Genomic DNA, 26,999 nt, shown 5'->3' with positions numbered 1-26,999 from the left:
TTATCGATATTCTATCGTAAACACGGGAGAGTCAAGATCATTGATATAAATATTGAATTTTCCCGGTTCAATCGTTTGCTGCAGGCGGGTATCCAAGTATAGAAGATCATCCAAGGCCAGCGTCATCTGTACGGTAACGGTCTGATGCTCTGGCAGGTCCACGACTTGATACTTCTTCATCTCGCGCACAGGACGTACCGCCTTGGAGACAAGATCCTCAATGTACAGGATAGCGATTTCAGAATAGTTATACCCGCTTGGATTGCTCACCTGGAAAGAGATCGTCAATTCCTGATCGGCTGTCACATGATCACGCGAAATTGTAAAGTCAGAATACTGCGCACCGCTATAGGTCAGCCCGTGCCCGAACGGGAACAGAGGCCCGATCTCACAGTCCTGATATCTGCTGCTGTAGCTTGATTCATTTGCCGGACGACCCGTGCTGTATTCATTGTAATAGATCGGCGCTTGCGCCGAATGGCGCAGGAACGACATCGTCAGTTTGCCCGACGGAGTAGCTTGGCCTGTAATCAGCTCAGCAATCGCACTGCCGGCCTGTGTACCCGGATACCAGCACCATAAGAGCGCAGGGATATCATCAATAATGTTCTGAAGCGCGAGTGGCCGGCCCGAGAAAAAGACGCATGCATACGGTTTGTTCGTCTTCTTGACTTCACGGATAAGCTGCTGCTGGCTGGCCTCCAGTTCGATATTCACACTGCTATGCCCTTCACCGCTTAATTTCCAGTCCTCCCCAACCGCTACAACAATATAATCGCATTGCTCCAACTCAGCTTGAGGGCAGTCCTTCAGGGATTCATAGACTTGCAGATCGAATGAATCATCCATCTGCTTCAGCCCTTCCGCCAAGGTAACTACGTCATCAAAGCTTCCTTTGCACGGCCAATTGCCCAGCAATTGATTGCTGCCGGCAAAAGGGCCGACGATGATGATCTTTTTGTATTCTTTGCGTATAGGCAGCATTTGTTCATTTTTCAGCAGTACACAGCTACGCTTGGCAGCGTCCTTAGTATGCTCCAGAAAGCAAGGATTCAGAATGACTTCATCCTCACGAGCTTCGTCCACATAAGGATTTTCAAATAAGCCCATTTCATTTTTAAGCTGCAAAATTTTCAGAACGGCCGTATCTATATCCTGGAGCAGCCCCGGATTTTCTTCTAGAATCTGTTCAAAATGCTCTAGATACAAAGTCGAGACCATTTCAATTTCAATGCCCGCTTTTAAAGCCAATTCGGCAGCTTCCTTGCCATTGCCGGCAACGCGGTGATTCTGCAGTTCGGCGACTGCCCCCCAATCTGAGATTACAATATCGTCAAATTGATAGGCCCCTCTTAAGATTTCCTTCATCATCTGCTCACTCGCGCTTACAGGAACCCCGTTGAAGGTGTTGAATGAGCTCATCACAAATTTTGGCTTCTCTTGAAGCGCTATTTCATAAGGCTTGCCATAATAGGCGTAGAATTCTCTCCAGGACATATCGACAGCGTTGTAGTCTTTGCCTCCAATGCCAGCTCCATAAGCGGCAAAATGCTTTAGACAGGCCGCTACTCCCGATTCGGCAATCTCTCCGTTCTCGCCTTTCTGATAACCTCTGATCATCGCCCGGCCAAGATTGCCGGACAGCAGAGGGTCCTCGCCGAAGGATTCCATTACTCTTCCCCATCTGGAGTCGCGCACAAGGTCGACCATCGGCGAGAAATTCACATGTATACCCGCAGCGCGCAATTCCGAAGCGGTATCCGCCGCTGCCTGCTGCACGATGCCCTCATCCCAGGTACAGGAAAGCCCTAGTGGTATCGGAAAAATCGTTCTGTATCCATGTATCGCATCGTGCATGAACAGCAACGGGATCTTTAGCCTTGATTTCTGCAAATATTCACTTTGAATCAGGTTCGTGATCTTGGCGCTCGACACGCCGATAATACTTCCCATCGTATACAGCGTATCTCCCTCAAGCATATGATCCGGGAAGTCTGGACCGGTCTCAACCATTTCGCTATCGATTATGCCGACGTAGTGTTCCCCGGTCGTCTGAGAGAGCTGTCCGATCTTCTCGACGAGCGTCATCTCCTGAAGCAGTTCGATCATTTTTTTATTGTCCATATAGACCCCTTTATTTCCATTCCAGCTTAGGTAAAATATCTTGCTGCAATTCGCACATTTCGTCGATCATTGCACAGGCCTGGTAATAAGTCGGAGCCTGAGGATCCAATAGGATCGCCTGCAGCAGCTTCGTCTTGGATTGCTCCACAAAAGCCTCGAGCAACAATTTATGGATCGATCCCTGGATATGAATCGTTCCGATAATCGCCGTCGGCAGTTCTACCGTCATCGGCTTAAGCGTAATTCCTCTGCCGTTAACGATCGCCTGGGTCTCAACAACCATATCGTCAGGAAGTCCCTTGATTGCACCGTGGTTCGGTAAATTGACCGCGTTCAATTCAATCTCATCATCGAAGAAAATAGACTCAATGATCGGAATCGCATATTCATTGCTGCGGCTTACCTTCTCCTTATCAAAAATATAGGCCTCTTCCACCCAAAGCTCCTGCGTCTGAATCTTCGAGAACAAGCCTTGATCCAGATTGTTGCCGCTTGCACTGTATACGAATTCAGGGGTTCTGGAATCCTTCTCCCACAGCTTCTCGCGAATTGGATCGTAGCGGTATTGCAAGGACAAACCCGCATAGAAATCGTCTGCATAAGAGATATATTCACCCACATGGTTGGTGCCTGGATAAGGATAATATCCATAAGTGCGGTACATCGTTCTGGATAGCGCGACATGTTCGAATTGCGCCAGACGGTTGGCCTTCCGCTCCTTCTCATCAAATAACGGATACAGATCCTCATCCGTCTTCTTGTTCCAGATCTTGGTGAAGAAACCGAAATGGTTCAAGCCACCGCCTTCCATTCCGATATCTGCGATATCCATCTCCAGGAATTGGGACAGCTGCTCGATCCCCATATCCAGTCCATGGCATAGACCGACGACTTTGATCGAGGTAAGTTTCGAGATAGCCTCAACCAATTTCGCTTCAGGATTCGTATAATTAATGAACCAGGCGTCTGGGCAGACGCGTTCCATCGTCCGAGCGATTTCCAGCATCGGACCCAGGTTTCGCAGTGTATGGAACATCGAGCCAGGACCGCCGTTCTCACCGTAAATTTGCTTGCTGCCGAAGCGGCGAGGAATATGGAAATCCTGCGACCAATAAAAGTACCGATTTACCTCAATTGCCACGATGACGAAATCAGCCTCCTGTAGAGCTGCTTCCAGGTTGGTCGTCTGCCAAATGTTCGCCGGATGCGAGAAGGCGGTAAACATATCTGTCGCATATTTATAGGTTCTTGCCACATTCTCTTCTTCAATGTCCATCAGTGCGATCTCCAGCTGTGCTTGAGTTTTCAAGCGCTCGGACAGCACCATATCCTGAAGTGCCCCCAAAGCAAAGGACACACTGCCGGCTCCAATTAACGCAACTTTCATTTTCTTCATATTGTTCATGCTCCTTTATTGTTTTTTAACGCCATATACCCTGCCCCAATCACTCCTGCATCCGGGCCGAATTTAGGCAAAACTACCTTGACTTTGTCGCTTAAATGTTCAAACACTTTGGTTTTAGCGCTTTCAATAATTTTATCGATCAACCATTGGTTGTTATGAATGACCGCTCCTCCAATGACAAATATATCCGGATCGATCGTCTGCATTAATGAAGCAACCGCATTAGAGAAGTACTCGACCCAGGTATTCACGACACCTGCCGCCTTCTCGTCATGTTGCCTGTATTTCTCGAATAATAAATTCACCGTAGCCTTGCTACCGTAGAGATGTTGGCTCTCTTTCTCCAGGGCTCTGCCGCTGCACAGAGCTTCGAGCGTGCCGGGATGTAATGGCGAATGGCTCTTGCCGTTATCTGATATAACCATGCTGCCAATCTCTCCGGCATAACCATGCGCTCCGTGGAGCAACTCGTTGTTCAGAACGATTCCGCTGCCGATCCCCGTACTGACCGTAATATAGATCGATTGATCATACGCCCGGGACGCGCCATGCTTTGATTCCAGCAGGGTCACGACATTCACATCATTCTCGAAATGAACTTCATAACCGGGAAAAAAGCGCTTTATAAAATCGGTATGAACCCCTTCCAGGCAGGGAATGTTGGTTGCATCATATATAATCTCGGTCCGCTCTTTCCAAGGAACAGGCATGGCAATCCCTATCTTGTCAGCTGTCTTGTGATGATCCACTTTCTCGATCACTTGCTTGATATAGTTAAAAACTTCATCAGCACTTAGGAACTCGCTAGTTAATGCCGTCTCTTTTCGAACCAATTCCAACTGCTCATTCACTAATCCGACTCGTATATTCGTTCCTCCAATATCCACTCCAATGACGCTGTTACTCATAATTTGTACTCCTCAGTTTTTATCGCTGCTTAATATATTTCGCTGCCTCCGAATCCAGGAAGAAATCAATATGTTCATAACCGAGCAGCTCCTGAGCAGGCAGCTTCGCTTCTGGATTTGTAAATATTTCTTTGACGATCCCAGCTTTGCGTTCACCGGTCACCGCTACAATCACCCTCTTGCTGCCCGCCACCTGACTTAGACCCAAGGTTATTCCTCTGTCCAATGCTGTAGGCTGATGGAAATACTTCTGGGCCACGGACCTGGTCGTCTCCGACAAATCTACGACACTGCTGTGATCCAGCAACGGACAGCCTGGCTCATTCAAGCCAATATGTCCATTCATTCCAACCCCCATCAAACTGAACGTTATGGGATGCTGATTAATAAAGTGGTCGATTCTCTGACATTCCTGCTCCAAATCCGGCGCAGTGCCATCAAAGAATTCGATCTGTCCGGCGTCCAAATGGACAAGCGAGAATAAATCCTGATTCAGCATTTGATAGCAGCTTCCCTCAGACTCTCTGCTTATTCCGACCCACTCGTCCAGGCTGACAATTTTAAGCTGCTGAATCCTTTCATGAATCTCGGCGTTCCCAGCAAATTTCATGTAGCTCTTCTGTGGTGTGCTGCCTGATGCCAAGCAGAACACTGGATGCTCATGCGACAGATGCTCTTTCATCTCTCTGGCAATGGCATCTGCAACTTCCTCTTCAGTCTCAAAAATTTTAATCACTACGTTCACTTCCTATCCGGAAATTACTTTTATCATCTCATGCTGAAGCGAAAGTACGGCAGCTCCGACAGCCGTCGAATGATGCGAATCACTGTAGGTTATTGTTGGAGTCCATTCCACATACTGCCCGACATAATATCTTGTTCTCTCAAGAATCCGTTCAGGGAACAGTGCTACCGTCTTGCCACTAATAATAATCTGCTCGATGTCAAGCACGCTGATGATATTAACCATCGCCAGGGCCAGATGCTTGCCTACATAATCTGCGCACGCTTCAATGTCTGATTCAGAGCTAAGATCATAGTTGCTCAACAAATGCTGAATCCCCAGCTTGCTCTCCAGCCAACCGACGGAGGACGGTGATCTTCTGTACTCCGGGTCAAAGCACATATACTCCAGCTCACCCGCGCTTGCATTAAATCCTCGATGCAGCTCTTTATTGATAATCAGACCGCCGCCGATCCCGTCCCCTACTGCGATATGGACCAGATCAGACAGCATTTCCCCGGAGTGCTCCAGATTTCGGAATTCAGCTACTGTAGAAGCGTTTACATCGTTTTCAAGGAAAATAGGCAATTCAACCCGGTTAATCAGATTCTCGATGATCAGCTCATAATTGTAATCCTGCTCCTTGTTGTCCTGAACCCGCATTCTGATCGTTTTCTTCCTGGTGTTTATCGCCCCATCGACCCCGATCCCGATGCCTAGGACGACGCTATTCGTTTTCTTTGCTACATTCTTCATCCCCGAAATCATGTCTTCAAAAATCGAGATAAACTGTTCGCTATAAAACGGAATATCCGTCTCGATGGAGTATGAATCGATAATTTTACTGTATAGATTGATCAGCAGAGCAGTGATTCTGTTCCCTATGATTTGAATGCCGACGGTTACATAGCTGTTCTCATTAAATCGGTATACCGTTCTTTTTCTTCCCAAGCCACCAGAGCCTTCCCGGCTTTCTCCAGTAGCGTTCAACAATCCGATCTCTTCAAAAAAATTGATGATCTTACTTACGGTTACAAAGCTCATCGCCGTCTTCTCAGCGATTTCGACCTTCGCCAATTCGGGATTCTGCATCACAATATCAAAGATGATTTTTCTATTCTCATCCTTAATGTCATTGGGCAAAAACGACTTCATCCTGTCACTCCTTTCGTTTTATTCAAGATAATTAATTAATGTTATTTAATAATTAAATAAAAATATAAAGGCCGTATCTGACCCTTACGATTGATTATATACATATTGGGCTCTGTGTCAATAACTTTTGCAGAAGATCAAGTTACATGGGGCGTTGTATATAACCGACAATTTGTCCCATTTTTTCTTCGATACTCATACGCTGCTTTCCCGTGGTATTTGGTAAACGATGAAATCGGTTTCCTCCAGTGTTTTGAAAAATCGCTCAAGCAACCAATTAAGGTGTCCAGTCGATCTTTTACCATGTTGGCATCCTCGGATTAAACATTATATAAGCAGATCACATCCCAAACTGCCCAGGTTAATTCGGGGAATTTTTCTGATGGGAAACCACTCCACAATGGAACGCGACTATTTTGCCTTTTTATATGCCTTTGTAATCGCTGTAATTGCATCCTTGAGCAAGTCAACTTGTTGCGTGCTTGCTGCATCGCTAAGAGTTACCTTCACCCATTCCACATTTGTTCCTTCAGCTGCGCACTGTATCGCTTCTTCACGCAAATCTACGATTACTTGAAACCGTGGAAAACATGGTATTGAATCTCAATAATGAAGTTATGAAATTCAACCCGTTAATGAGGTTTCAGTTTCCTAAAATCATCTGGCTAGTAAGGCGGGCATCTCCGCCGTATGAAGCAAACCAGCTACGTGCCGCAATGATTGAGCTGAAAAGGGACAGCCCCTCAGAAGCCCGGCTGCTCCTATATACCCATTGTGGGGGTAGATAGAGATCTACAGTCTAATTGATGGTAACTACGTACTAATACCCCAATCGTGAACAATAATTGATGCATAGAATACAAAAGGTAAACGGCACGGTTTATCAATTTTGATTAGGAGGGATCGCTAGGATGAGCGATAAACCCCGAAGAGTGTTAATGAGTAAATGGACAAAAACAAAGGTGCTTCTGGGGAGCAATAAAGTCCGACCGCTTATTCCAGATACCCGTAAATTCAGCAAATCTACCCTGAAGGAAATGCTGAAGAAATACACCATGGTCTATGTTAAGCCTGAGATTGGAACCTTTGGTAACGGAGTTATTCGCGCGAAAAAACTAGGACCTGAAGAGTACATGTATCAAACTGGAACAACCGTGCATTCCTTTTGGGATTATGAATCATTTCATGAATCTTTAAGAGCTATTATCAGTAAGAAAAGGTATCTCATTCAAAAGGGCATTCATCTGGTGAAGTATAATAAGCGGCGGTTTGATATACGGGTGATGGTACAATTAAGTCCAACAGGAAAATGGGAAACTACCGGCCTCATTGGAAGAGTGGCACACCCGAAAAAAATCGTGACGAATTACCACAGCGGTGGCAAACCGATGGATGTTAATCGTCTCCTTGCTGCTCACCTCTCAAATAGCGAAATCAAAAAAATTATTCACTCCCTGAACGAACTGGGTGTGACCACGGCAAAATATCTGCACAAGAGTTATCCAGGATTTCGTCAAATTGGTCTAGATATTGGATTCGACAAAACTTGGACACCGTGGATTATTGAAGTCAACACAAACCCAGATCCATATATATTTAACAAGTTAACAGATAAGTCGATGTACCGAAAGGTAATGAGGTATAAAAAGGCGGCTGCGAAGTAATTTATGATGTGATGTTTTCTTAGTTTTAGGCCGAATCCTTAATTTTGTGTGTTTTGCAACCTCCATACACCCATCCCCTTTCATTCTTCGGGGCATAGGATAATCCCATATATTTGATATATGGAGATGAGCAAATGACAACACCAATTGATGTGTTAATCCCAGCGATTGAGAAGGATCTGGCGACACTCCCCCATGTTATTGATGCCGTAAGAAAATATGTGAAGCACCCTATTCATGAAATCATCATCGTAGCTCCGCGGAAGCAAAGAATTCTGGATCTGTGTACGAAAATGGGGTGTCGATTCGTTCATGAAGATACGGTTCTGCCCATAACGAAGAAAAACATTCACTATCAATCCAAATCGTGGGATCGATCAGGCTGGCTTTATCAGCAGCTGCTTAAGCTGGGCGGCGATAAGTTGTGCTCATCCAAATACTATTTGGTGATGGATGCCGACACCGTACTTATTCGTCCCCATGTCTTTAAGGTCGGCAACAAGACGGTATTTTACTGTCGAAACTGGAGTCAGCCTGAATACTTCCGTACGTATAAGAAACTGATGGGTAGAAGCCATTCTTCCAAACGATCCTTCGTTACCCATTACATGCTGTTCGAGAAAGCAAAAGTGAAGCAGTTAAAACAAGCGATTGAGTCCAGACATAACACGAGCTGGAACTCGGCCATTATGAGAAGTATGAATAAATCTAAGCAATTTGCTTTCTCCGAATTTGAAACATATGGCAATTTCCTTTACTCGTCTGAGCCCGGGAATATGATTTTGAAGCAGGCAAAAAATAAGAGCTTACATTTGAGTTTCCCTCAAATCTCTCCTTCCAAGATGTCTTCCCTGACCCAAACATACCGGTCCATTTCTTTTCACAAACGTAAAGGGTATCTTAAATCTTCCAAGGCTGTTGCTAAATGAAGCCCTATGAGGTGGTTTGGAAAGGACCGATACACAAAACAAGCGGTCTTGGCCGTGCCAGCAGAGCCTATGCAAGATCACTGAAGCGGCAGGGTGTAACCGTTAGATTAGGTGCGCCAAGCCATCGTAATAACGGAATCCAGGGCAAAAAGGTTCTCATTTATCACCATATTCCCAGTCACATGCAATGGAAAAAAGAGCATAGCGTGTATGATTCGATGATTTTGAATACCGTGTGGGAAACAAGCAAGACCCCCAAAGGCTGGCTTTCGCATATGAACAAATTCGATGCGGTGTGTGTTCCCTCCCTGCATAACAAGAGTGCTCTAACGCACAGCGGGGTGAAAGTCCCGATTTTTGTAGTTCCTCATGGGGTAGACACTAAGGAGTTTCATCCGAACAATAAGAAGATGTATTTGCCAGCTGCGGCAGGGAAGTTTACGTTCGTGTCTGTCTTCGGCTTCCAGCATCGCAAAAATCCGGAGGGCCTGCTAAGGGCATACTGGGAGGAATTTTCCTCAAAAGATAACGTGATTCTGGTGATCAAAACGAACGGATATACGGCGAATGAGAACGAGAAATGGATTCAGCAGAAAGTCATGCAATACAAAATGAGATTGGGGATTCAAAAAGATACAGCCCCTGTTGTCATTATCGGACGTCAGCTCAGTGAAAGCAGTCTCAAAGGCTTGTATACGCTCGGAAATGCATTCGTCCTCCCCACCCGTGGCGAGGGCGTCGGACTGCCTTTTTTAGAATCGCTGGCGAGCGGCGTACCGGTCATTGCTACAGGCTGGGGTGGGCAAATGGATTTCCTTACGTACAGCAACTCATTCCTGGTTCCGTATAAGCTGAGGAGCCCTTCAAGCAGCATGAACAGAGCCATATCCAGAAAATTCAGCAGCTTGTTTGCACAAAAGGGACAACGCTGGGCCGAACCAGATCTGAACAGCCTCAAAAAGCTCATGCGGAAAGCGTACGAGAATCCCGATCTTTGTAAACGGAAAGGACGCCTAGGGCGAAGGGATATGCTTCAGCTATCCTGGGATCGGGCGGGGAAGTTAATGAAAAATGCAATTGAAGAGGTCATTCAATCCAAGCCATAAGGATCTAGGTGATGTTCCCTCAGGAAGGAGGAATGAGCTTGCGTATTGTACTATTGTGCGGGGGATCGGGAAAAAGGCTATGGCCTTTATCCAACGAGATTCGCTCCAAGTTATTTCTTAAGCTTTTGACATCCGAAGACGGGATCAAGGAATCGATGATTGAACGGATATGTAGACAACTGGATGAGGTGGGGCTGCTTCATTCCACGTGTATCGTCACGCATCAGAGTCAAGTGGAAATTACGCGCAGCTATGTTGGTGAGCACATCCCTATCCTAGGGGAACCCTATAAAAGAGGGACTTTCACAGCCATCGCTTATGCTGTAAGTTACCTTCATGAGAAGCTGCAAGTCGATTCGGATGAAACGATTTGTGTTCTTCCCGCGGACACTTACGTCGATACCGCATTTTTTCGGCTGCTCCATCGTTTTCCCGATATCCTGTTGCATTCTAAGGCAAATCTCGCTCTCCTCGGAACAAAGCCTACTCATTCTTCCGATCAGTTCGGTTATATCGTTCCCGTCCTGACCAAGGAGAATAGCGAATATTCTTTCATCCATCAGTTCATAGAAAAGCCTAATGAGCAGACGGCCAGTCGCTTAATCAAGCGTCACGCGATGTGGAACTGCGGTGTATTTGCATTCCCCTTAAGATTCATGCTCAAGTATATGCAGGACATGGGGCATCCTGTTCAAGTTGAGCATTGGCTGGCTCACTACGAACAACTTGCCAATGCCAGTTTCGACCGGGAAGTCGTTGAGCGTACCATGCCTGCTGTTGTCATGGGTTATGATGGATATTGGAATGATTTGGGGAGTTGGATGGCGCTAAGCGGTTATTTGGAGGATCAAGTGATCGGACCTGGGCGAATATCGGACGATTCCCCGAATACCCATCTCATTAACGAACTGCCCTACCCCATTGAAATCATTGGCGTCCCGGATATCATCGCTGCGGCAAGTTCCGATGGCATTCTGATCGCGAATAAGGATAAAGCCAATCAAATCAAGGAAATACTCGCTCAAGTGCCGCAGATTCCAATGTATGAAGAGAAAAGATGGGGCTCCTATCAAGTCCTGAATTATTGGAAAGATGAATCGGGAATGGAAGCCATGATCAAGAAAGTGCAGCTCACCCAAGGAAAATATACGAGTTATCACCGGCATCTCGAAAGGCAAGAAATCGTGACAATTGTGACCGGCAACGCGGAGATTCTAATGGAAGATAGACTATATAAGCTGCGGGCGGGTGATGTTTTACAATTTCCGGCTGGCATTAAGCACGGAATAAAGGCTGTTACTCATCTTGAGCTGATGGAGGTTCAACTTGGTAAGGATCTCGCTCAAGAAGATAACACTCGATTTGAAATAGATTGGTAGAGTGTTTCTTGACATGGGAGCATTACATTTAAGCATATATGAATGCAGCACGTGAAAAAATGAAGTTTAATGGAAAGCCTGTACCGGTCTGCCATTCCGCCTGATTTTGCAGCTTGTTTTTATTGCGCCATCCTGCTTGCTTCCCATGCCTTCGGGTGAAATTTGAACAACCGCTCCCGCTATTTCAGCAGGAACGGTGGTAGTTTGGTATTTTTTGAATTGAGAATTCATAAGGTAAGTGATCATTTCAAAAACGCTTATTTTGCAGTCTATGAATATATGCTCTTGTCTTCCAGCCCGGATGTGTGGGGGATGACAGAACATCTGACAGTCGAGGGATTGATAATTCGGTAATTTCATTCTTACGCAGAATATCTCTTCAATAAAGCTTGTTATGAAATAAAACTAAAAGTCAAAAGAATGGCCCTCTATGTCATGCCTTCCAATGTAATCATTTTTGCGGCAGTAACATATTTTTTACTTTCATGACTGTTCTCTAATTTGGTATTATGACAATCACTCTATATTTGATTAGAGCCTTAGAATATTCTAAGGCTCTTTTTAAACCCAAATTATGCTCACAAACATTATTGAAGTAGAGAGATTCAACCTACCGTTGTCGCTGGATTCCTTTGTTAAGGCATACTACCACCAAAACATAACTATGGATCGCTATATGACGACAAGTCTTATACTGATCACTAAAGATAAAATAAATTCAACTTTACCCGTTGTGTTTCTTGTTCTTCTATTGCAGCTTAATTTATGAATCACATTAAACCATGAACCTATATAGGCTTTTGAGCATATAGTGAACATTATGAATCACGGAGGGATTTACATGTATAACACACATCCTTTTTACTTTAGATCCACATTTGCACCTATATGGTCAACCTCATCGGTTGAGGCCATTCACTTAATCAAGGAAGCAGTTCAAGGTGAAAGAAATGATGAGTTATTTTACGATGCTCTAATCAAACTTGCTCCAAATTCCACTCAAGCTGCAATTATTACAGGAATTAGAGATGATGAACGAGGACACAATATGATGTTTAGACAAATGTATAAAGATCTCACGGGCCAAGATATCTCAGGTGAGAGTGACGAACAATATAGTCCAATTAACTCTTATATAAGTGGACTACAAAGGGCTTTCGAGGGTGAATTAGCAGCTATTGAAAAGTACAGAAGGATTTGGTTTGGACTTCCTTATGGAATCTACAAGGATACCCTTTGGGGAATCATTCTTGACGAACAAAAACATGCTGATAAATACAACAATTTGATAACTTATAACTTATCCAGATAAATTTCATCAACAAATCATAAAGATGAAGAAATAAGATAAATCCAAGAGGAAATAAAAGAGGAGCAGCTTTTGTCACCAAGAGCTGCCCATTTTTTTACCTTTTCCTCTTAAAATACAATCTTCAATTTAATTTGACATTCCGGCTAGCTGTAAAATATCTTCTAATGTCAATTTCCCAATAATCTTATACCCTTGTTGATCTCCCAGCGGTTTTAGAATAACTGTCTCCATACTCGCGAGTTCTCCTAGGCCCACCCCGGGAGGAAAGGAGTGAGCTACAATTACTCTGTTAAAGTGAGTTGGAGGTGTTTGTTCAATTTCGTTTGTAAATGCTTGCAATGTACTATTTATTTTTTCAGTGCTCGGGTTTTGACTGAGATTATATATGTTTAACCAGAATTCATTTACTTTTACATGTTGTGTACCAAAAGCAGTTTGAGCCGTTTGGAGGGTTCTACATAAAGGGCTTGCTTCTATAGGTATATGGACGGGAATGTTTAGTTTACGGATAGCATCGCCATACTTTTCAGCCTGTTCCTTTCCCATAACACTTAAATTCCTCTGCGTAGTGCAATCTGTTAGACTAAAATTTTGTTGATCTTCCCCTACAGTTGCGTCTCCATGTCGGATATAAAGGATGTATCCGCCTTTTTGAAGATCTTTTATGAGAGAAGATCCGGTAATCTCTGCTCCCCAGGCACTATAAGTTGTTCCAAGCAACAGAAAAAAACAGGGTACGAAAATGAATAATCGGTACATCTCTCTTCCACCTTTTTTTTCTTATACAATCCCCCTTATTACAAAAATTTATACAACGTTTCATCATTTTGAGGTAACAATGGAAAAGGAACAATAGTTTCATCTATTCTATGTCAACACCTCCTGCCACGATACCAGCTCGGAAGAAAGCACGATCGAGACGGGAATCCGCGTCACCTGCGGGTTCTCCTGATCATCTATATCCTGAAAACAGCAGCTGATCACTTTGATGCCTTCTTAGTTTTATTGAGCTAACGTTCCCCGTTAGTAAACGTAAAATACTCCCCACCTTTCAAGAGCCTCAAGCTCATGAGAAAATGAAGGCATCCTAAATGAGGAGGTTGCCTCATGACAAAAAGAGATCAACGTCAAAATGAGTGGGCGAAACTTGAAGCTTATAAGGCCAGCGGACTAACGATGGTGGCATGGTGCAGTGCCAATCAAGTCAATGTGGAACAATTGAAATATTGGACACGGAAGCTCAAAAAAATCGCCTCGTCAGACATCGTTTCTTCGGCACGCTTTATTCCGGTTACCGTCACGGAGCTCAACGCTCCTCTTGCCACTTCTTCGCTTGTTATTCATGTCGGGCCTGCCTGCATCACCCTTCAAAAAGGATTTGACCGGCAGTTGCTTCGTGAAGCGGTAGAAACCTTAACGTCATCATGCTGACGTTTTCAAACGCACACCCTGTCTATCTGGCTGTCGGGTCCACGGACATGCGTAAATCAATCGATGGACTCGCTGCTCTCGTCCAAGAAGGTTATGGCCTGAATCCATTCTCTCCGAGCTTGTTCGTGTTTTGCAATCGCGAGCGTAACAAGCTCAAGCTCCTCTTTTGGGAGGTCAACGGCTTCTGGCTTTTTTACCGTCGTCTGGAACATGGCACGTTTCAGTGGCCGACCGGCAATGAACAAGTTGTGACGGTCACCTCTCGCGAGCTTCGCTGGCTGCTTGACGGGCTTCCCCTTAGCCAGCGGCAAGCCCATGCAAGAGTCATGGTGGAAACCGTGATTTAGATTCGCCATTTCGTCATATAAGCATGCAGGAATCAAGCCAAGAACAAACGAAATGAAACGGTAAGGAAAAAAGTGCGGAAATCTCACCTACAATCGAAGAACTGAAACAAAAGACGGCAAGGCAGGAACAGCAAATTGCGGAATTGTCGGCTAAGCTGAAGTGGTACGAGGAGCAGTTCCGTCTGGCGCAGCATCGGCGTTTCGGCGCGTCAAGTGAACAAACCCATCCCGATCAACTCACACTTTTCAATGAAGAGGAGGCCGAAGCGAATCCAGCGGCCCCGGAGCCGACGATGGAAACGATCACTTACAAGCGTAAGAAAACGGTCGGCGGTCGAGAAGCGAAACTCGCATCGCTGCCAGTCGAGACGATTGAATACCGGCTGAGCGAAGATGAGCAGGTTTGTTCGTGTTGCGCGGGAAAGCTGCACGAAATGAGTACGGAAGTATGGCGGGAGTTAAAGCTCATCCCTCCTCAAGTGAACGTAGTGGAGCATATACGCTATGTGTACGGTTGCCGTCGTTGCGAACAAGAAGCGATTTCCACGCCAATCGTGACCTCACCGATGCCCACACCGGTGGTACCGGGCAGTCTAGTATCGCCATCGATGATGGCGTATGTTATGAGCCAGAAGTACGTGGACAGCCTGCCGCTGTACCGGCAGGAGCAGCAGTTCCTGCGTTTGGGCGTTGAACTGTCACGCCAAACGCTAGCGAACTGGATGATCGCGGGCCCAGAACGCTGGCTGACGCCGCTGTATGACTACATGCATAAGGAACTGTTGAGACGAGACATTGCGCATGCGGATGAAACAACCCTTCAAGTGCTCAAGGAGCCGGGGCGTGCAGCGCAAACGAAGTCGTACCTGTGGTTGTATCACACCGGCCGGGTTGTTCCGGACATCATTCTGTACGACTACCAGACGGGACGAGGCGGCGAATATCCGGGCAAATTCCTCAAGGGATTTACCGGTTATCTGCAGACGGATGGATACAGCGGCTACAATCAAGTGGAAGGTGTCACGCAGTTGGGTTGTTGGGCTCATGCAAGGCGGAAATATCACGAGGCCCTTCAAGCGTTACCTGCAGGTCAGCGTTCCAACACAGTGGCTGCGGAAGGACTGGCCCTGTGTAACGCTCTCTTTGAGGTGGAACGTAAGTGGAAAGATGCGACGCCCGAGCAGCGTTATGAAGCCCGACTTGCGGAGAGTCGACCGATCTTGGACGCATTCTCTGCTTGGTTAGAAGCTCAGCGGTCGCGTGTACTGCCCAAAAGTTTGTTAGGTACGGCGATCACTTACTGTACGAACCAGTGGGAGAAGCTGAACGTATTCTTGCAGGACGGACGGCTGGAAATCGATAATAACCGCAGCGAACGCTCGATTAAGCCCGTGGTTATCGGTCGAAAAAATTTCCTGTTCAGCAATACGCCGCGCGGAGCCAAGGCCAGCGCGATCATTTACAGCATCGTGGAGACGGCTAAAGCTAACGGTCTCAAGCCACATCTGTACTTGCAGCATCTGTTTGAGCGGCTGCCACAGCTTCCCAATCCAGCAGATCCTGAAGCACTGAGCAAGCTTGTTCCCTGGTCAGCTTCATTGCCGCTTGTATGCCGCGTCTATTCCAAATAAGCATCGTTCAGCTCCGTTCCATCCAATACGGGGTTATTCGGTGTTCCTTCAATACTCGTGTTTCTTGATAATAAAATCGTTTAAATGGAACTCTTTTTGGGGATTGCCCTCGGCGGACATTGAACTATCGTATCCGTTGCGTAATGTTTTACTGCGATACAATTCACCGCGCTGTCTCTAACAGCAAGTTTAAGGAGCATCCCTCTACGGTGATATGCTCCCCATACGGTAGAAAGATGAAAGATAAAAACGGGGCTGTCCCTGTGATCACTTTCGTTCAACCTTGGGACAGCCCCTTCTAATTTTGCTAATCTGCTTTGTCTATTGTCTGCTCCGATCCCCGTCCTCCAGCATATCGAGCAGCAAACCGGCGAGCGGAGCAGGGAATTGCACGTTTTGCGCCGCCGACAGGAAGAGGCCGACATCCTTCTGCGGAATTTTGCTTTGGGAGATGGTTGTTGACTTCTCTGCAATCATTTTGCCATAGCTTTGATAGATTGGGGCGGTAAACAGAGTGCTCGTAAGCATGTTGACCGCCGCTTTGGGATCGACCCCACCGCGCTCGGCCATTCCTAGTGCTTCCTCCAGCGAGCGTGCGGCAGAGACGATAAGGAAGTTACCGATCAGCTTGACTAGCACGGCGGTACCGGCTCCTTCGCCGAAGTCAAAGATCCCTTTGGCTCCCATAGCCTCCAGCACCGGCCACACCCGCTCTTTCGCTTCCTGCGGACCCGCAACGGGAATCCACAACTGCCTGGCAGTTGCTGCCTCAGGCCGCCCAAAGATGGGCGCCTCAACATATACGGAGCCGTGCCGCGCGTGCAAGTCCGCCAGCTTCCTGCCCTTATCCGGCGACACCGTACTCATCGACACATGAATACCGCCCGGCCCCAGTCTCTCCAGGAAACCCTCGCTCCTGACGACGTCTTCCAATGCTTCATCGTCCCACACCAAGGTGACGACAATGCCCCCGGCCGTCACGGCGTCAGCGGGACTTCCCGCCTGCAACGCGCCTTGAGCAACGACCGGCTCCGCTTTGTCCGCGGTGCGGTTGTATACGGTCAGCGCATAACCGGCTTGGAGCAGATTGGCAGCGATGGGTAGCCCGAGCTGGCCGAGTCCGATAAAACCAATGTTTTCTCTCATGAATATAACCTCCTTCGAATTTTTAAACATGACGTTTACGTTATGTTTTTAGCAAAAAAAATTAGTCACGATCATTGGCCTCGAGCCACCGCTCGAAGCGTTCGATATGAGACTGTAGTTCGGCGTGGAACTGCCCAAGCGCTTCGAGCTTCTCGTCTGTGTCGGACATATGCCGGCGCAGCAGGCCGAGAACCTTCCGCTTCGGCTGCACTCCGCTTGGGTCCGTGAAGTAGAGCTCGATAACGTCCCGAATCTCTTCGAGGCTTAAGCCCAGCTTTTTCAACTGATCGATCTTCCGCAGACGGGCGATCGTTTCTTCCGTGTAGTAGTTATGACCGTTGCCCTCGCGCTCGCCTGAAGGAAGCAGTCCGATGCTCTCGTAGTAGCGCACCGTGCGTTGGGTAACCCCGGCCCGTTCTGTCAACACGCCGATACGCATGCGGTCCATGATCAATCACTCCTTCCAAGATAGAATATAACGTTAACGTCATGTTTGCATCATAGCACTTTGATTGGGCTATGTAAAGGCACCTGAAATTCTGCCCGTTAGTTTAGTGGCCGCGGTCGAAAAATAACTCGCATCAACTTACGTGCGCGCGTAACTTTCAGCTACGCAAATGATCGCATGAATCCCGTCGCTTTACTAGGTGTGCGGGATTTGACGCTTACCCCCGTTAGCTTTATGAATTAGTGAGCAAAACATGACTAATGGATAATTGGAACATGTTCTTGTCCTTCCCTTCGTACTCTGTTCCACTCCACAATGATAAAAACCTCAGCTGGGTTAACCGAGCTGAGGTTAATAAATTTACTATTTTTGTTCACTTTCTATCTTTAGCTGCTACCACTGTGGTGTCTTTTGATTCCGCTGACTTTCGCATCAGGTGCTTCGAATACCCCCTAATTGAGACTACTAGAGTCGCACCTAGCTTCTTCATTTAATAACTTCAACCTTTTTATCCCCTGCTGACTTCGCTACCTCTAACGTTGTTTTACCTTGGATAGCGACTATCACGCCAGTAGCCAGCATAGAAACGATTAAAGCGGCGCTGAGGGCTGTGGAAATTTTCTTCTTGACCATAACCATACCTCCGATATCTATTATGTAATAGGCAACTCAAGACTATGACGAACCGAGGGTGACTACATGACTGTGAAAAGGTAATTACAATATTTCACTTTTATTGTTAGGTAATCCACCTGGTGATTGTATTATAATGTACTGACAATGATTGTAAAAGGATTTTTTCATTGTGTTCAAATAAAACAAAGTATTAGGCGCGAAAATAAAGTTGTAGACTAAGCCACCGTCATATGGCCTCTTCCAGCACATTACAGTGCTCACACTCTACTCCTGTATGATTTAACATCTATCAAATCGGCAATATGACTATGTTCTTGTCCTTCGACATTTGTACATTGAATTGACATAAAAATAAAGTTCCCTACCCAAATGACACAAAGTACAAAATTAAATTGTTCTGTTCACAGCACTTATTATTGACATAAAAGTTCGCTACTTTAAAGAAAACATCGTTCCTCCCCCCCTAAAAAAGCTGACGATTCTTTTAATTCAAAAACCGCGTTAAATCAACGACTCCAGTCTAATTCTTTATTTTCACCGAACATTTAGTGTTATCTATATTGTGCTGCTTTAGACAGTTTTGGACCCTATCCCATACAGAAAGTACTTAGGGGTGCAATGGACATGCAATTCAATTCCCACACTAGCAGCAATTTGCTCAATCTCTTTATCGCCAAAGAAATTCTTCACTATAGTAGCATGATCACCATTATTAAGCTTCCGAACCATCGTTTGCCCAGATGTCCCCACAACATGAGACTCACGGGTTCCTGCTACTTCTCGATCATCGATAAAGAACATTTTCCCTCCGGGCTTCAAACAGCGTGATACCATGGTGAAAAAGCTCACCAGTCTCTCTCTGGGTAAATGAGATATCCAAAAAGTAAAAGCAACTGAATCGTATAACTGATCCGGAGACCAACTGAAAAGATCTGCAATGATCGTTCTTACATTGGGTTCAGATACTACCGGATTATGCGAAAGCATTTCTTCGGAACCGTCTACAATGGTCAATATAAGGGCTTCTTTTAAGAACAGACTACTCCAAGTGCCAGTCCCCGCCGCAAGTTCAAGAAAGTGACCATGAAAATGTTCAGCTTTAAAAGCATCCTTAATCGTACTGATCTCATCGAACCAGATTTGGTTGGCTTCGTCTCCTTGATTAAATGTGCCTCGACGGTACCACCAGTCATCATACTCTGGAGCTCGTTCTTTATAATATTTCAACTGATCCTGAAGCTGCTGATCTGTCACACTTTCGTACGAAGCACCGTTGGTTTCCTTGCTGTTCACCAAACATCTTTCCCTTCTCCCATCAGGGCTTAAGTCAATGATTTTTCCATTAACAAAAGTCCTAATAAAATTAAATTTTCACATACTTTTGTTGAATATCTCCTCGCCAGAATTCAGCTTCCTACATAGTAAAACCGTTCAATTGGAAACAAGCACTTCTGGTTCGCGTTTAGCCGTTCTCAAGGTAACGAAAACGAATTGTGTAGTATTGTTAATATTATAATCCTAGATACATCATTTATATGATTCATCAACTTTAAAACTTGAAATGATTTATTCTAAAATCATTATGTAATTCGCATTCAATTTAGATGTTCTAACGTTGTTTCTTTAGGTAAAGTTTTGATTCTTGCTATATAAGTTGAACTAAAGATTAGAAAACTATGGTAAGGATTTCATGGCTACTTGTCGAAGTAATATAGACAATGATTTCAGACAGCCAGAGGAATTTAATGCACTATAAAGCATCCTTTCAAGAGATCGAAACCGCGATGAAGCAAGCCAAAAAACGTCGGAAGTACGAACGATACCAGACACTGTATTTGTATCTACAAGGAACCGAAATCGAACAATTTGCTCATATGGCGTATCAAACCGTAGGGCTTTCTGGTCTCCAAATGAATCATTCACCCGGTGCGCCTGTTCGATTAACTTCAGAACAACAAGAACAGTTGAAACAAACGATTCGTGAGCTCCGTTCCGCACTATGTAGGCTTTACGGCACGGCACAATTGGATACAAAAAAATCGTTATTCAATCGAAGTCCTATACTCCTGTGCTTTTATCATCGACTTCAAGTTTTCAGTATGACGAATCTCTTCTATTATTTATGTATTTCGTCTTCCAATCCCCCTTGCACCGTTAATAAGAATCTTCTTGTGGCTGAATCAATTCAATGATCTAAAACACTTAAAACCTCATTTTCTCTCATGTTATTTACTTCTGCAGGGTTCTTTTAACTCTCCTCACTAACTCTATTTAACTTATTTCTTAGGAAGGATAATGTTCTTTGCGATGGTTTTAATTTTTTATAATGATATATTTCTATACTACTTGACATGTGAATAAATTATCGATATAGTGTGAATCAGTTCACACTATATATTAAGGAGTATTCTATGCCAAAAAATTCTTTCATTCGTTTAGATGAAGCAAGGCGCGAGGAAATATCTAATAACGCTATGCATCTTTTTGTTGATCATCTTTACGAGGATATAACGATGAAGATGGTTTTGGATCGTTTGTCCATGCACCCCGGAACATTTTATCGGTATTTTGAAGACAAAGATGACCTTTATTGTCTCTTAGTACGTAATGTGACCCAGAAAAGAGCTGCGTATTTTAATAACAATAATGAAGATTCCCTTTACCGGTTTTTCCTTACTGGCTTATTTGGTAACGTTAATGGCACTGTGACTGAGCCATTGAATGAGCTGGAAATCAAACTCATTGAAACATTTTTATACATTCCTGAGAACGTTTTACTTAAAGTATATCTGAATGTGCTAAAGGGCGAGTCTTTCCCCTTGATCAAGGACATTTTGCGCCGAATGAGAGTGGATGGATATCTCCGACCTGATATTGACGACGACCTGATTTCTTTTATGTTTGAGTCAATGCAGTTTAATTTAGTCATGTTTTTTAGGGAGTTCAATATTAAGGACTCTACGCTGCAAAATAAGATTAGCAAGTACTTTACTGACTTTATGAGCCATGGGCTGCTTGAAGATCATAAATATTCTGAAATTGTTAGAGATTTCAAGAAAGCCAATGAGTAGATATGATTCACTGAAGATAGAATGTAATGGTTTTACTGTTTTGAAAAGGCTTATAGCGCAATGTATGTATTTCACATTCACCACTTTTATTAATGAAGGGGGAACAAGAATATGGAAACTTATGATGCATTTCCAGAACCAATTGGCGGGTATACAGTCGGTCGAACCCAGATGGATTTGGAGTACACCGCATCAGATCACTCCAAAAGAGAACTGACGGCGTTTGTGTACTATCCTTCCGATAGTAATGAAGGCAAGACGACATCAACGTACATGTTTCCTGAAGTCTACGAGATGTTGAATGAGCAGCCACTTATCACTGCGTTGAAGGATGTTTTCACTATAGATATCACGACCCAGTGTTACGACGACCTTGCTCTCTCCGGGAAGGAAAAGCACTATCCGGTGTTATTCTATGTTTGCGGCGGGGGCAGTTCTCCGGAATGGGGTACAGTGATCTGTACAGACTTGGCAAGCATGGGATATGTTGTGGTAAGCATCGGCCATCCGAATAGCACGATGTATAAGCGTAAAGATGGGCGCCTGTTTAATGTATCAAAGGGTTTTTCGGATGCCATTACAGCGTTTTCTGAAGATCCGGAGATGCTGGCGTTGGCTGGTAAGATGGAGATGCGGCCTGACGATGAAACTGCCATTGAGATGTGCCATAACGTACTTACACTGCCGATACTTTCCCAGTTAACAAAGTATAGCGAATTACAGGCAGAAGATGTAAGTTATGTAGCCGATTATCTTTACAAACTGGACTCTGGAGAGCTGAACTCCATCTTTAAGGGCAGATTGCTCTTTGACATCGGCATGGGCATCGTCGGACATTCTTATGGAGGGCTTACAACGGCGATGGTTTGCCGGGACGACGATCGGTTCGCCTGCGGGATTGGCTTGGATAGCGGTGCGTTCGGCCTTCTCGATAGCGACCTTAAGAAACCCTTTTTGCTACTGTTTTGTGAACCCAACTATAACATGAATGCGATAATTGGCGCTAACAATAGCATGGAAACCTATTATTTCTCTGTTAATCGTGTTGGGCATTTGGATTACTGCGACATCGTGTTTACCAGTGTTAATGAGGAACTCAGAGGCGAACGGGATGCTATGGAGATGCGAAATCTTGTTACAGACTATACGAAGAACTTTTTTGATCATTACATCCTGCAGAAGGCGGCAAGTGTGGAAAGTCTGGCATACGATGGCGTGGACTTGATCAAGAAGTACCAGCAACAAGTGACATAAATGAGAAATTTGCTGATAAACGCATATTAAAGAGCTAGCCGTACAGACCACAAAGCCGCTAACCCTATTACACGGTTAGTGCTCTCTCATATTTCAGGCATCGTTGACAGAATAAATGTCGGTCTAGCTCTTCCGGTAAGCAACCTTATGAAAAGCATTGATATAACGAAACAGTGCTTCACCATCATCAGGCACATGTGTGCTTCCATCCAGTGGCAGCATCATGGCCTGATACGGCTCTGGCACCATTCTATACTGATGAACATAGGAGGTTAGAATGAACCCGTTGCGCTGCCAGAACTGAATGCGTTCCTGATGAGCCTCCGTTTTCCCGGACTCCGCCTCGATAATCATACCTTTGATGGCGTGTTCCCTTAACCCCCAGGCTCTGAGTTGCTCCAGCATCCAAGTCCCGATGCCTGACCCGCGCAGCTTCTGTTCAACCGCGAGGTAATCGATGATCAGGATGCGGTTCGCTGCCCTCCCCTCCAGTCCAGTAACAGCCATCGCAACCACTTCTCCTTGATGCATGCCGGTGTGTAAGTAACCAATCCCTCGGTTCAGCATATTGCGCAAAATCGCTTTTGTCTTTGCGCCGCTTGGAAAAGCCTCATGATAAATCCGCTCCATCCGCGCCCACAATGCTTCATCCCACTCCTCTATAGTAGCAAACTCTAATTCCAGCATCTCATTCGCCTCCAGATTTTTATCATAACAAATCCCTTCCTTTTCTGGCTTTGTTATAGTATCGTACCCGTTAACACAAAAAGTCCATATCAATATAGGGAGTGTTATTTAACAAATTTTCATAATAAAATCGTCGGGCTTGCTCATCCCATTCGCTCCAATCAGGAGCGTTAAAATCTCTGCTTCTATAGAGCGCGGCTAAAACTCTAGCTTGCCTTAAATTAATAAATAATGGGATTTTGTTTAACCAACCTTGACTCACAGTATTTTCCTTACAATAGCCGTTTAAGAAGTTGCAATAGTAACGCTTTGTAATCTCCTTCCTTACATCTCCAGATACAACCCACGGAATAGGGATTTCATAAAATAATGGTGTAGCAATATCAGAAACAAACCAGCTATATTCAGCATCATCATAGTCAATAATAAAGGCTTTGTCCCCATCATTAAGATAATTGCCAGGGCTGATATCCCCATGAATAAGACCGTACGTATCTATTTCCTTGGGTAAAGCGCTAACTTCAGTAATTAAACGATCAAAATTATCGTGTAATTCTAACGGACAATACATCTTAAATGAGGCTAATAGGGTATTATCATTCCATTCATAGCGTGAATGTTGGGACGAATAATTAAGTGAAAACTTATGTATTTTCCCGACCATTTGACCGATATTCTCATAAAACGTATTGCTCTCCTCGGCTATTACTGCATTTCTGCCGGGCGCTTTCTCAAAAGCTGTCACAACAAAGGACTCGTCAATGATATGAATAAGATCCCCTGATAAAGACTGAATGGGCATCGCTACTTTCATTCTGCGATCAGCCAGGAACATGATAAAATCTAGTTCCGCTCTTGTTAATAATTCATCCCGAAGTGTGACATGGGTAATTCTTAAAATAACTTCTCGATCTCCAACTACCCCGGAATAAACAAAATTTTGAAACCCATTTAATTCGAAAATTGAGTCTTCACATATTCCAAAACATTGCGCGGACTGTCTCAATATATCTTGTGTGTATAGTAGTTTAATCTTTTTATCCATATAACCTCACCCCCTTTACTTTTATGGTAACAATAGGTGCACCGCACAAATACCCGATAGCTCAAAACCGGTTCAGGGGAACTTTGGGACATATATTATATTCGTGACCTAGAACTACGACCCCTTTTTCGAGGGATTATTTTCTTTTTCAGGAGGTAGGTAGATTGAGAATCATCAAAACGAAGCAGGACATTGTCATTTTGCATCATGCGGGAACGATCCATTCGGCAACTATAACAAAATACCAACTTCGAGGTTGGAACTGAGTCTCTTTCCAATTGTATAAGGATTAGCTCAGTTAAGGTTGCCCAGTCAGGATTCTCTTCTCGTGTCCCCTCATTGATTAATAAAAGCCGGTTTATACCTGGATGGGTACAAAACCAACCTGCCGTTAGCTTAACAAATTTGCGGCGGACTAAAATCAATTAGTGATATGCCTAATCGGTAATCGGACTATGTTCTTGTCCCCCGACATTACAATCTCATTTCTATGGCTTTCATCTTTAATTCCACGGTATAACTCACTCTGGTTGCCATTACAAAAACACCTCCAAGATGAACTCCCTATCTTACAACAAGGTTTCATTCTCTTGAAGGTGTTTTATTTGTCTCACGTTATGGGGTCAGTCCAACCGCTCCGTTGGTCTGTCACTGCTTTTCTTTATAAGATACATATTTCCTAATGAGTATAACTGCAATTAAGTAAGTACGGTCATCGCCTCTCTTGTAAATGGAACCAGATCATCGGTACGTCCTTCTTGAATTTTCTTAGCCCATTCAGGGTCGACCAGAAGAGCACGTCCTACAGCAACCATATCAAACTCATCATTCTGAAGTCGTTGTACCAATCCATCGATACCGACGTTACTTGCGCCTTTACCTTCTGTGAACAGACTTGTAAAGTCACCATCAAGACCAATCGATCCAACGGTGATTGTTGGTTTGCCAGTCAGTTTTTTGGTCCATCCAGCAAAATTCAGATCAGACCCTTCGAATTCCGGCTCCCAGAAACGGCGTGTGGAACAGTGGAAGATATCGACTCCAGCTTGAACCAACGGTGCGAGAAGCTGCTCCAGTAATTCCGGTGTTTTAGCCAATTTAGCCTGATAATCATCTGACTTCCACTGAGATAAACGCAGTACAATCGGGAATTCCGGTCCAACTACTTCACGGCAAGCTTCAATCACTTCAACTGCAAAACGTGTACGAGCCATCATATCTCCACCGTAACGATCCGTACGAGAGTTGGTTTTCTCATACAGGAATTGGTCGATCAGATAGCCGTGTGCTCCATGGATTTCAACACCATCGAACCCAACACGTTTCGCTTCTGAGGCTGCTTGTGCGAATTCCTGAACGATTGTAGCAATCTCAGCTTCCGAATAATCATTAACATGACCTTTGGCTCCCATATGCCAGATCTGTGGAATAATTCGTCCGCCAGCTTCATGTACTTCAGATACAACATGTGCCCAACCATTCATTGCAGCTTCCCCATAAAAGTGCGGCACATTGTCTTGATTGGATGCATCCGGGTGATTAATTATCGTCCCTTCCGTCACAATAAGCCCCACTGCGTTCTCTGCTCTGCGGCGGTAATAGCCAGCAACATTCGAACCCGGGATACCGTCCGGAGAAAATTGACGCGTCATCGGCGCCATCACGATCCGATTGGATAACTTCAAGTGACCTAACTCTATAGGTTGGAACAATGCTTCTACGGATTGAGAGTAATTCATAATAACCTCCACATATTTTGTTTTATATAAGTTGACCTAAGATGTTAAACAGCAACTAGCCTGGTTAACAGCTAGACGTTACTTCCAAATGAATCAATACACGATTTTTATCGAAAAGCCCCACCTCCTTCAAGGTTTCGTGGTGTATTAATCAACCTTCAATTGTTTTTGACTTCGTAGTCAAGAATTTCACAAAAAAAAGATCAAGACATGATCATGCCAAATGAAGTACGCAGAACCGTCTCGATCTGTTCACGGGATGAACCTGATTTCTCCATAACTCTCACACCAAGAATGGTGTTATTTAGATAAGATGCAAGCTCTATACTCGTATATCGGTTGGAAATTAACTGTTGTTTCTGGCCACTACTTATAATCTGCTCTAATACCAGTTGAACCTCTTCTACCATGAGCTCAGCTTCGCGTGTGACCTGCTCGTCATCTGTTCCGAATTCGAGTGATGCATTCACAATTAGACACCCTTGGCAGCCAGTTTCATCGTCTAAAAGGGAATATCGTAAGGCATCCAGTTTATCACCGGGAGACGAATCCAGGGCTTCAATCTCCTTCAGTTTTGCTATAACCTGTTCACGGTAAAGTGCCAGTGCCTTCAGGAACAACGATCTCTTGTCTTTAAAAACACAGTACAAACTTTGCTTTTTGACTCCTGTAGTACGCGTAAGGTCCTCATAAGAAGTTGCTTTGAAGCCTTGATTCCAGAACACTTCCATAGACTGGTATAATACACGATCGACATCAAATTCTCTTGGTCTACTCATGGGAGTAATATATCAGTTATTGACCATGCAGTCAATAACTGATATTACATCCTATTTGAAAGAGGATGGTTACAAAGGA

Annotated in this window: 24 protein-coding genes; 10 read left to right on the top strand and 14 right to left on the bottom strand. The window is 44.7% G+C overall.

The features are described 5' to 3' along the window. From P364_RS0110305 to P364_RS0110285, 5 genes are read right to left on the bottom strand one after another with little or no spacing between them, the layout of a single operon-like run. On the bottom strand, positions 1-2,124 hold the full coding sequence (locus P364_RS0110305) for a glycoside hydrolase family 3 N-terminal domain-containing protein (protein ID WP_024630049.1): 2,124 nt from the start codon (positions 2,122-2,124) through the stop codon (positions 1-3). 10 nt (positions 2,125-2,134) lie between these two features. Continuing rightward, a complete protein-coding gene (locus P364_RS0110300; RefSeq protein WP_024630048.1) occupies positions 2,135-3,520 on the bottom strand; it encodes a family 4 glycosyl hydrolase in 1,386 nt (461 codons plus the stop codon). Positions 3,521-3,525: 5 nt separating this feature from the next. Beyond that, positions 3,526-4,437, bottom strand: a complete 912-nt coding sequence (locus tag P364_RS0110295) for an ROK family protein (RefSeq protein WP_024630047.1) — start codon at positions 4,435-4,437, stop codon at positions 3,526-3,528. A 19-nt stretch (positions 4,438-4,456) separates the two neighbouring features. Further along, positions 4,457-5,173, bottom strand: a complete 717-nt coding sequence (locus P364_RS0110290; RefSeq protein WP_024630046.1) for a 6-phosphogluconolactonase — start codon at positions 5,171-5,173, stop codon at positions 4,457-4,459. A 12-nt stretch (positions 5,174-5,185) separates the two neighbouring features. Next, positions 5,186-6,316 (bottom strand): ROK family transcriptional regulator, encoded by a 1,131-nt coding sequence (locus P364_RS0110285; RefSeq protein ID WP_024630045.1) that lies wholly within the window; start codon positions 6,314-6,316, stop codon positions 5,186-5,188. Positions 6,317-7,227: 911 nt separating this feature from the next. On the opposite strand from P364_RS0110285, the gene P364_RS0110275 reads away from it, so the two are divergent. From P364_RS0110275 to P364_RS0110250, 5 genes are all read left to right on the top strand, one after another. Further along, positions 7,228-7,980, top strand: a complete 753-nt coding sequence (locus P364_RS0110275) for a YheC/YheD family protein (RefSeq protein WP_024630044.1) — start codon at positions 7,228-7,230, stop codon at positions 7,978-7,980. 134 nt (positions 7,981-8,114) lie between these two features. Further along, positions 8,115-8,909: a DUF6492 family protein gene (locus P364_RS0110270; protein ID WP_024630043.1), complete on the top strand. Its 795-nt coding sequence runs from the start codon at positions 8,115-8,117 to the stop codon at positions 8,907-8,909. Beyond that, entirely contained in the window at positions 8,906-10,015 is a 1,110-nt protein-coding gene (locus P364_RS0110265; protein WP_024630042.1) for a glycosyltransferase family 4 protein, read from the top strand. Before P364_RS0110270 ends, P364_RS0110265 begins: the two co-directional genes overlap by 4 nt. Positions 10,016-10,053: 38 nt before the next feature. After that, positions 10,054-11,394: a sugar phosphate nucleotidyltransferase gene (locus P364_RS0110260; protein ID WP_029880901.1), complete on the top strand. Its 1,341-nt coding sequence runs from the start codon at positions 10,054-10,056 to the stop codon at positions 11,392-11,394. Positions 11,395-12,235: 841 nt separating this feature from the next. Continuing rightward, complete coding sequence (locus P364_RS0110250) at positions 12,236-12,706, top strand: ferritin-like domain-containing protein (protein ID WP_024630040.1); 471 nt, start codon at positions 12,236-12,238, stop codon at positions 12,704-12,706. Between the two features lie 126 nt (positions 12,707-12,832). On the opposite strand, the gene P364_RS0110245 is transcribed toward P364_RS0110250, so the two are convergent. After that, positions 12,833-13,465 (bottom strand): histidine phosphatase family protein, encoded by a 633-nt coding sequence (locus P364_RS0110245; RefSeq protein ID WP_024630039.1) that lies wholly within the window; start codon positions 13,463-13,465, stop codon positions 12,833-12,835. 348 nt (positions 13,466-13,813) lie between these two features. On the opposite strand from P364_RS0110245, the gene tnpA reads away from it, so the two are divergent. The 3 genes from tnpA (at position 13,814) to tnpC (ending at position 16,115) form a co-directional block, all read left to right on the top strand. After that, complete coding sequence (tnpA, locus tag P364_RS0110235; protein WP_024630038.1) at positions 13,814-14,137, top strand: IS66 family insertion sequence element accessory protein TnpA; 324 nt, start codon at positions 13,814-13,816, stop codon at positions 14,135-14,137. After that, a complete protein-coding gene (tnpB, locus tag P364_RS38700; protein ID WP_081717956.1) occupies positions 14,131-14,484 on the top strand; it encodes an IS66 family insertion sequence element accessory protein TnpB in 354 nt (117 codons plus the stop codon). The genes tnpA and tnpB overlap by 7 nt, the downstream gene beginning before the upstream one ends. Before the next feature lie 80 nt (positions 14,485-14,564). Continuing rightward, on the top strand, positions 14,565-16,115 hold the full coding sequence (tnpC, locus tag P364_RS0110225) for an IS66 family transposase (RefSeq protein WP_029880899.1): 1,551 nt from the start codon (positions 14,565-14,567) through the stop codon (positions 16,113-16,115). A 321-nt stretch (positions 16,116-16,436) separates the two neighbouring features. On the opposite strand, the gene P364_RS0110220 is transcribed toward tnpC, so the two are convergent. The 4 genes from P364_RS0110220 to P364_RS0110205 form a co-directional block, all read right to left on the bottom strand. After that, positions 16,437-17,261: an NAD(P)-dependent oxidoreductase gene (locus P364_RS0110220; RefSeq protein ID WP_024630035.1), complete on the bottom strand. Its 825-nt coding sequence runs from the start codon at positions 17,259-17,261 to the stop codon at positions 16,437-16,439. Between the two features lie 61 nt (positions 17,262-17,322). Continuing rightward, positions 17,323-17,709 (bottom strand): MerR family transcriptional regulator, encoded by a 387-nt coding sequence (locus P364_RS0110215; RefSeq protein WP_024630034.1) that lies wholly within the window; start codon positions 17,707-17,709, stop codon positions 17,323-17,325. Positions 17,710-18,195: 486 nt separating this feature from the next. After that, complete coding sequence (locus P364_RS37780; RefSeq protein WP_173405220.1) at positions 18,196-18,342, bottom strand: hypothetical protein; 147 nt, start codon at positions 18,340-18,342, stop codon at positions 18,196-18,198. Between the two features lie 573 nt (positions 18,343-18,915). After that, positions 18,916-19,638 (bottom strand): class I SAM-dependent methyltransferase, encoded by a 723-nt coding sequence (locus P364_RS0110205; protein ID WP_236642242.1) that lies wholly within the window; start codon positions 19,636-19,638, stop codon positions 18,916-18,918. A 1,118-nt stretch (positions 19,639-20,756) separates the two neighbouring features. Between P364_RS0110205 and P364_RS0110195 the strand changes: the two genes are divergently transcribed. Further along, positions 20,757-21,416, top strand: coding sequence for a TetR/AcrR family transcriptional regulator (locus P364_RS0110195; RefSeq protein ID WP_024630032.1), 660 nt, complete (start codon positions 20,757-20,759; stop codon positions 21,414-21,416). Positions 21,417-21,527: 111 nt separating this feature from the next. Next, complete coding sequence (locus P364_RS0110190) at positions 21,528-22,670, top strand: alpha/beta hydrolase (RefSeq protein ID WP_024630031.1); 1,143 nt, start codon at positions 21,528-21,530, stop codon at positions 22,668-22,670. A gap of 123 nt (positions 22,671-22,793) precedes the next feature. On the opposite strand, the gene P364_RS0110185 is transcribed toward P364_RS0110190, so the two are convergent. The 4 genes from P364_RS0110185 to P364_RS0110165 form a co-directional block, all read right to left on the bottom strand. Continuing rightward, positions 22,794-23,357, bottom strand: a complete 564-nt coding sequence (locus tag P364_RS0110185; protein ID WP_029880898.1) for a GNAT family N-acetyltransferase — start codon at positions 23,355-23,357, stop codon at positions 22,794-22,796. Between the two features lie 70 nt (positions 23,358-23,427). Beyond that, positions 23,428-24,402 carry a phosphotransferase enzyme family protein gene (locus tag P364_RS0110180; protein WP_024630029.1) on the bottom strand — a complete coding sequence of 325 codons (975 nt, stop codon included), beginning with the start codon at positions 24,400-24,402 and terminating at the stop codon, positions 23,428-23,430. Positions 24,403-25,100: 698 nt separating this feature from the next. Next, positions 25,101-26,141: an NADH:flavin oxidoreductase gene (locus tag P364_RS0110170; RefSeq protein WP_024630028.1), complete on the bottom strand. Its 1,041-nt coding sequence runs from the start codon at positions 26,139-26,141 to the stop codon at positions 25,101-25,103. A gap of 203 nt (positions 26,142-26,344) precedes the next feature. Next, a complete protein-coding gene (locus tag P364_RS0110165) occupies positions 26,345-26,920 on the bottom strand; it encodes a TetR/AcrR family transcriptional regulator (RefSeq protein ID WP_024630027.1) in 576 nt (191 codons plus the stop codon). Positions 26,921-26,999: the final 79 nt, after the last annotated feature.

Origin of the sequence: Paenibacillus sp. MAEPY2 (genome assembly GCF_000499205.1) — a bacterium.
In the GTDB taxonomy this organism is placed as follows: domain Bacteria; phylum Bacillota; class Bacilli; order Paenibacillales; family Paenibacillaceae; genus Paenibacillus; species Paenibacillus vandeheii.
Note: the sequence above shows the minus strand (reverse complement) of the source record. Positions and strands in the feature narration are given on the sequence as shown.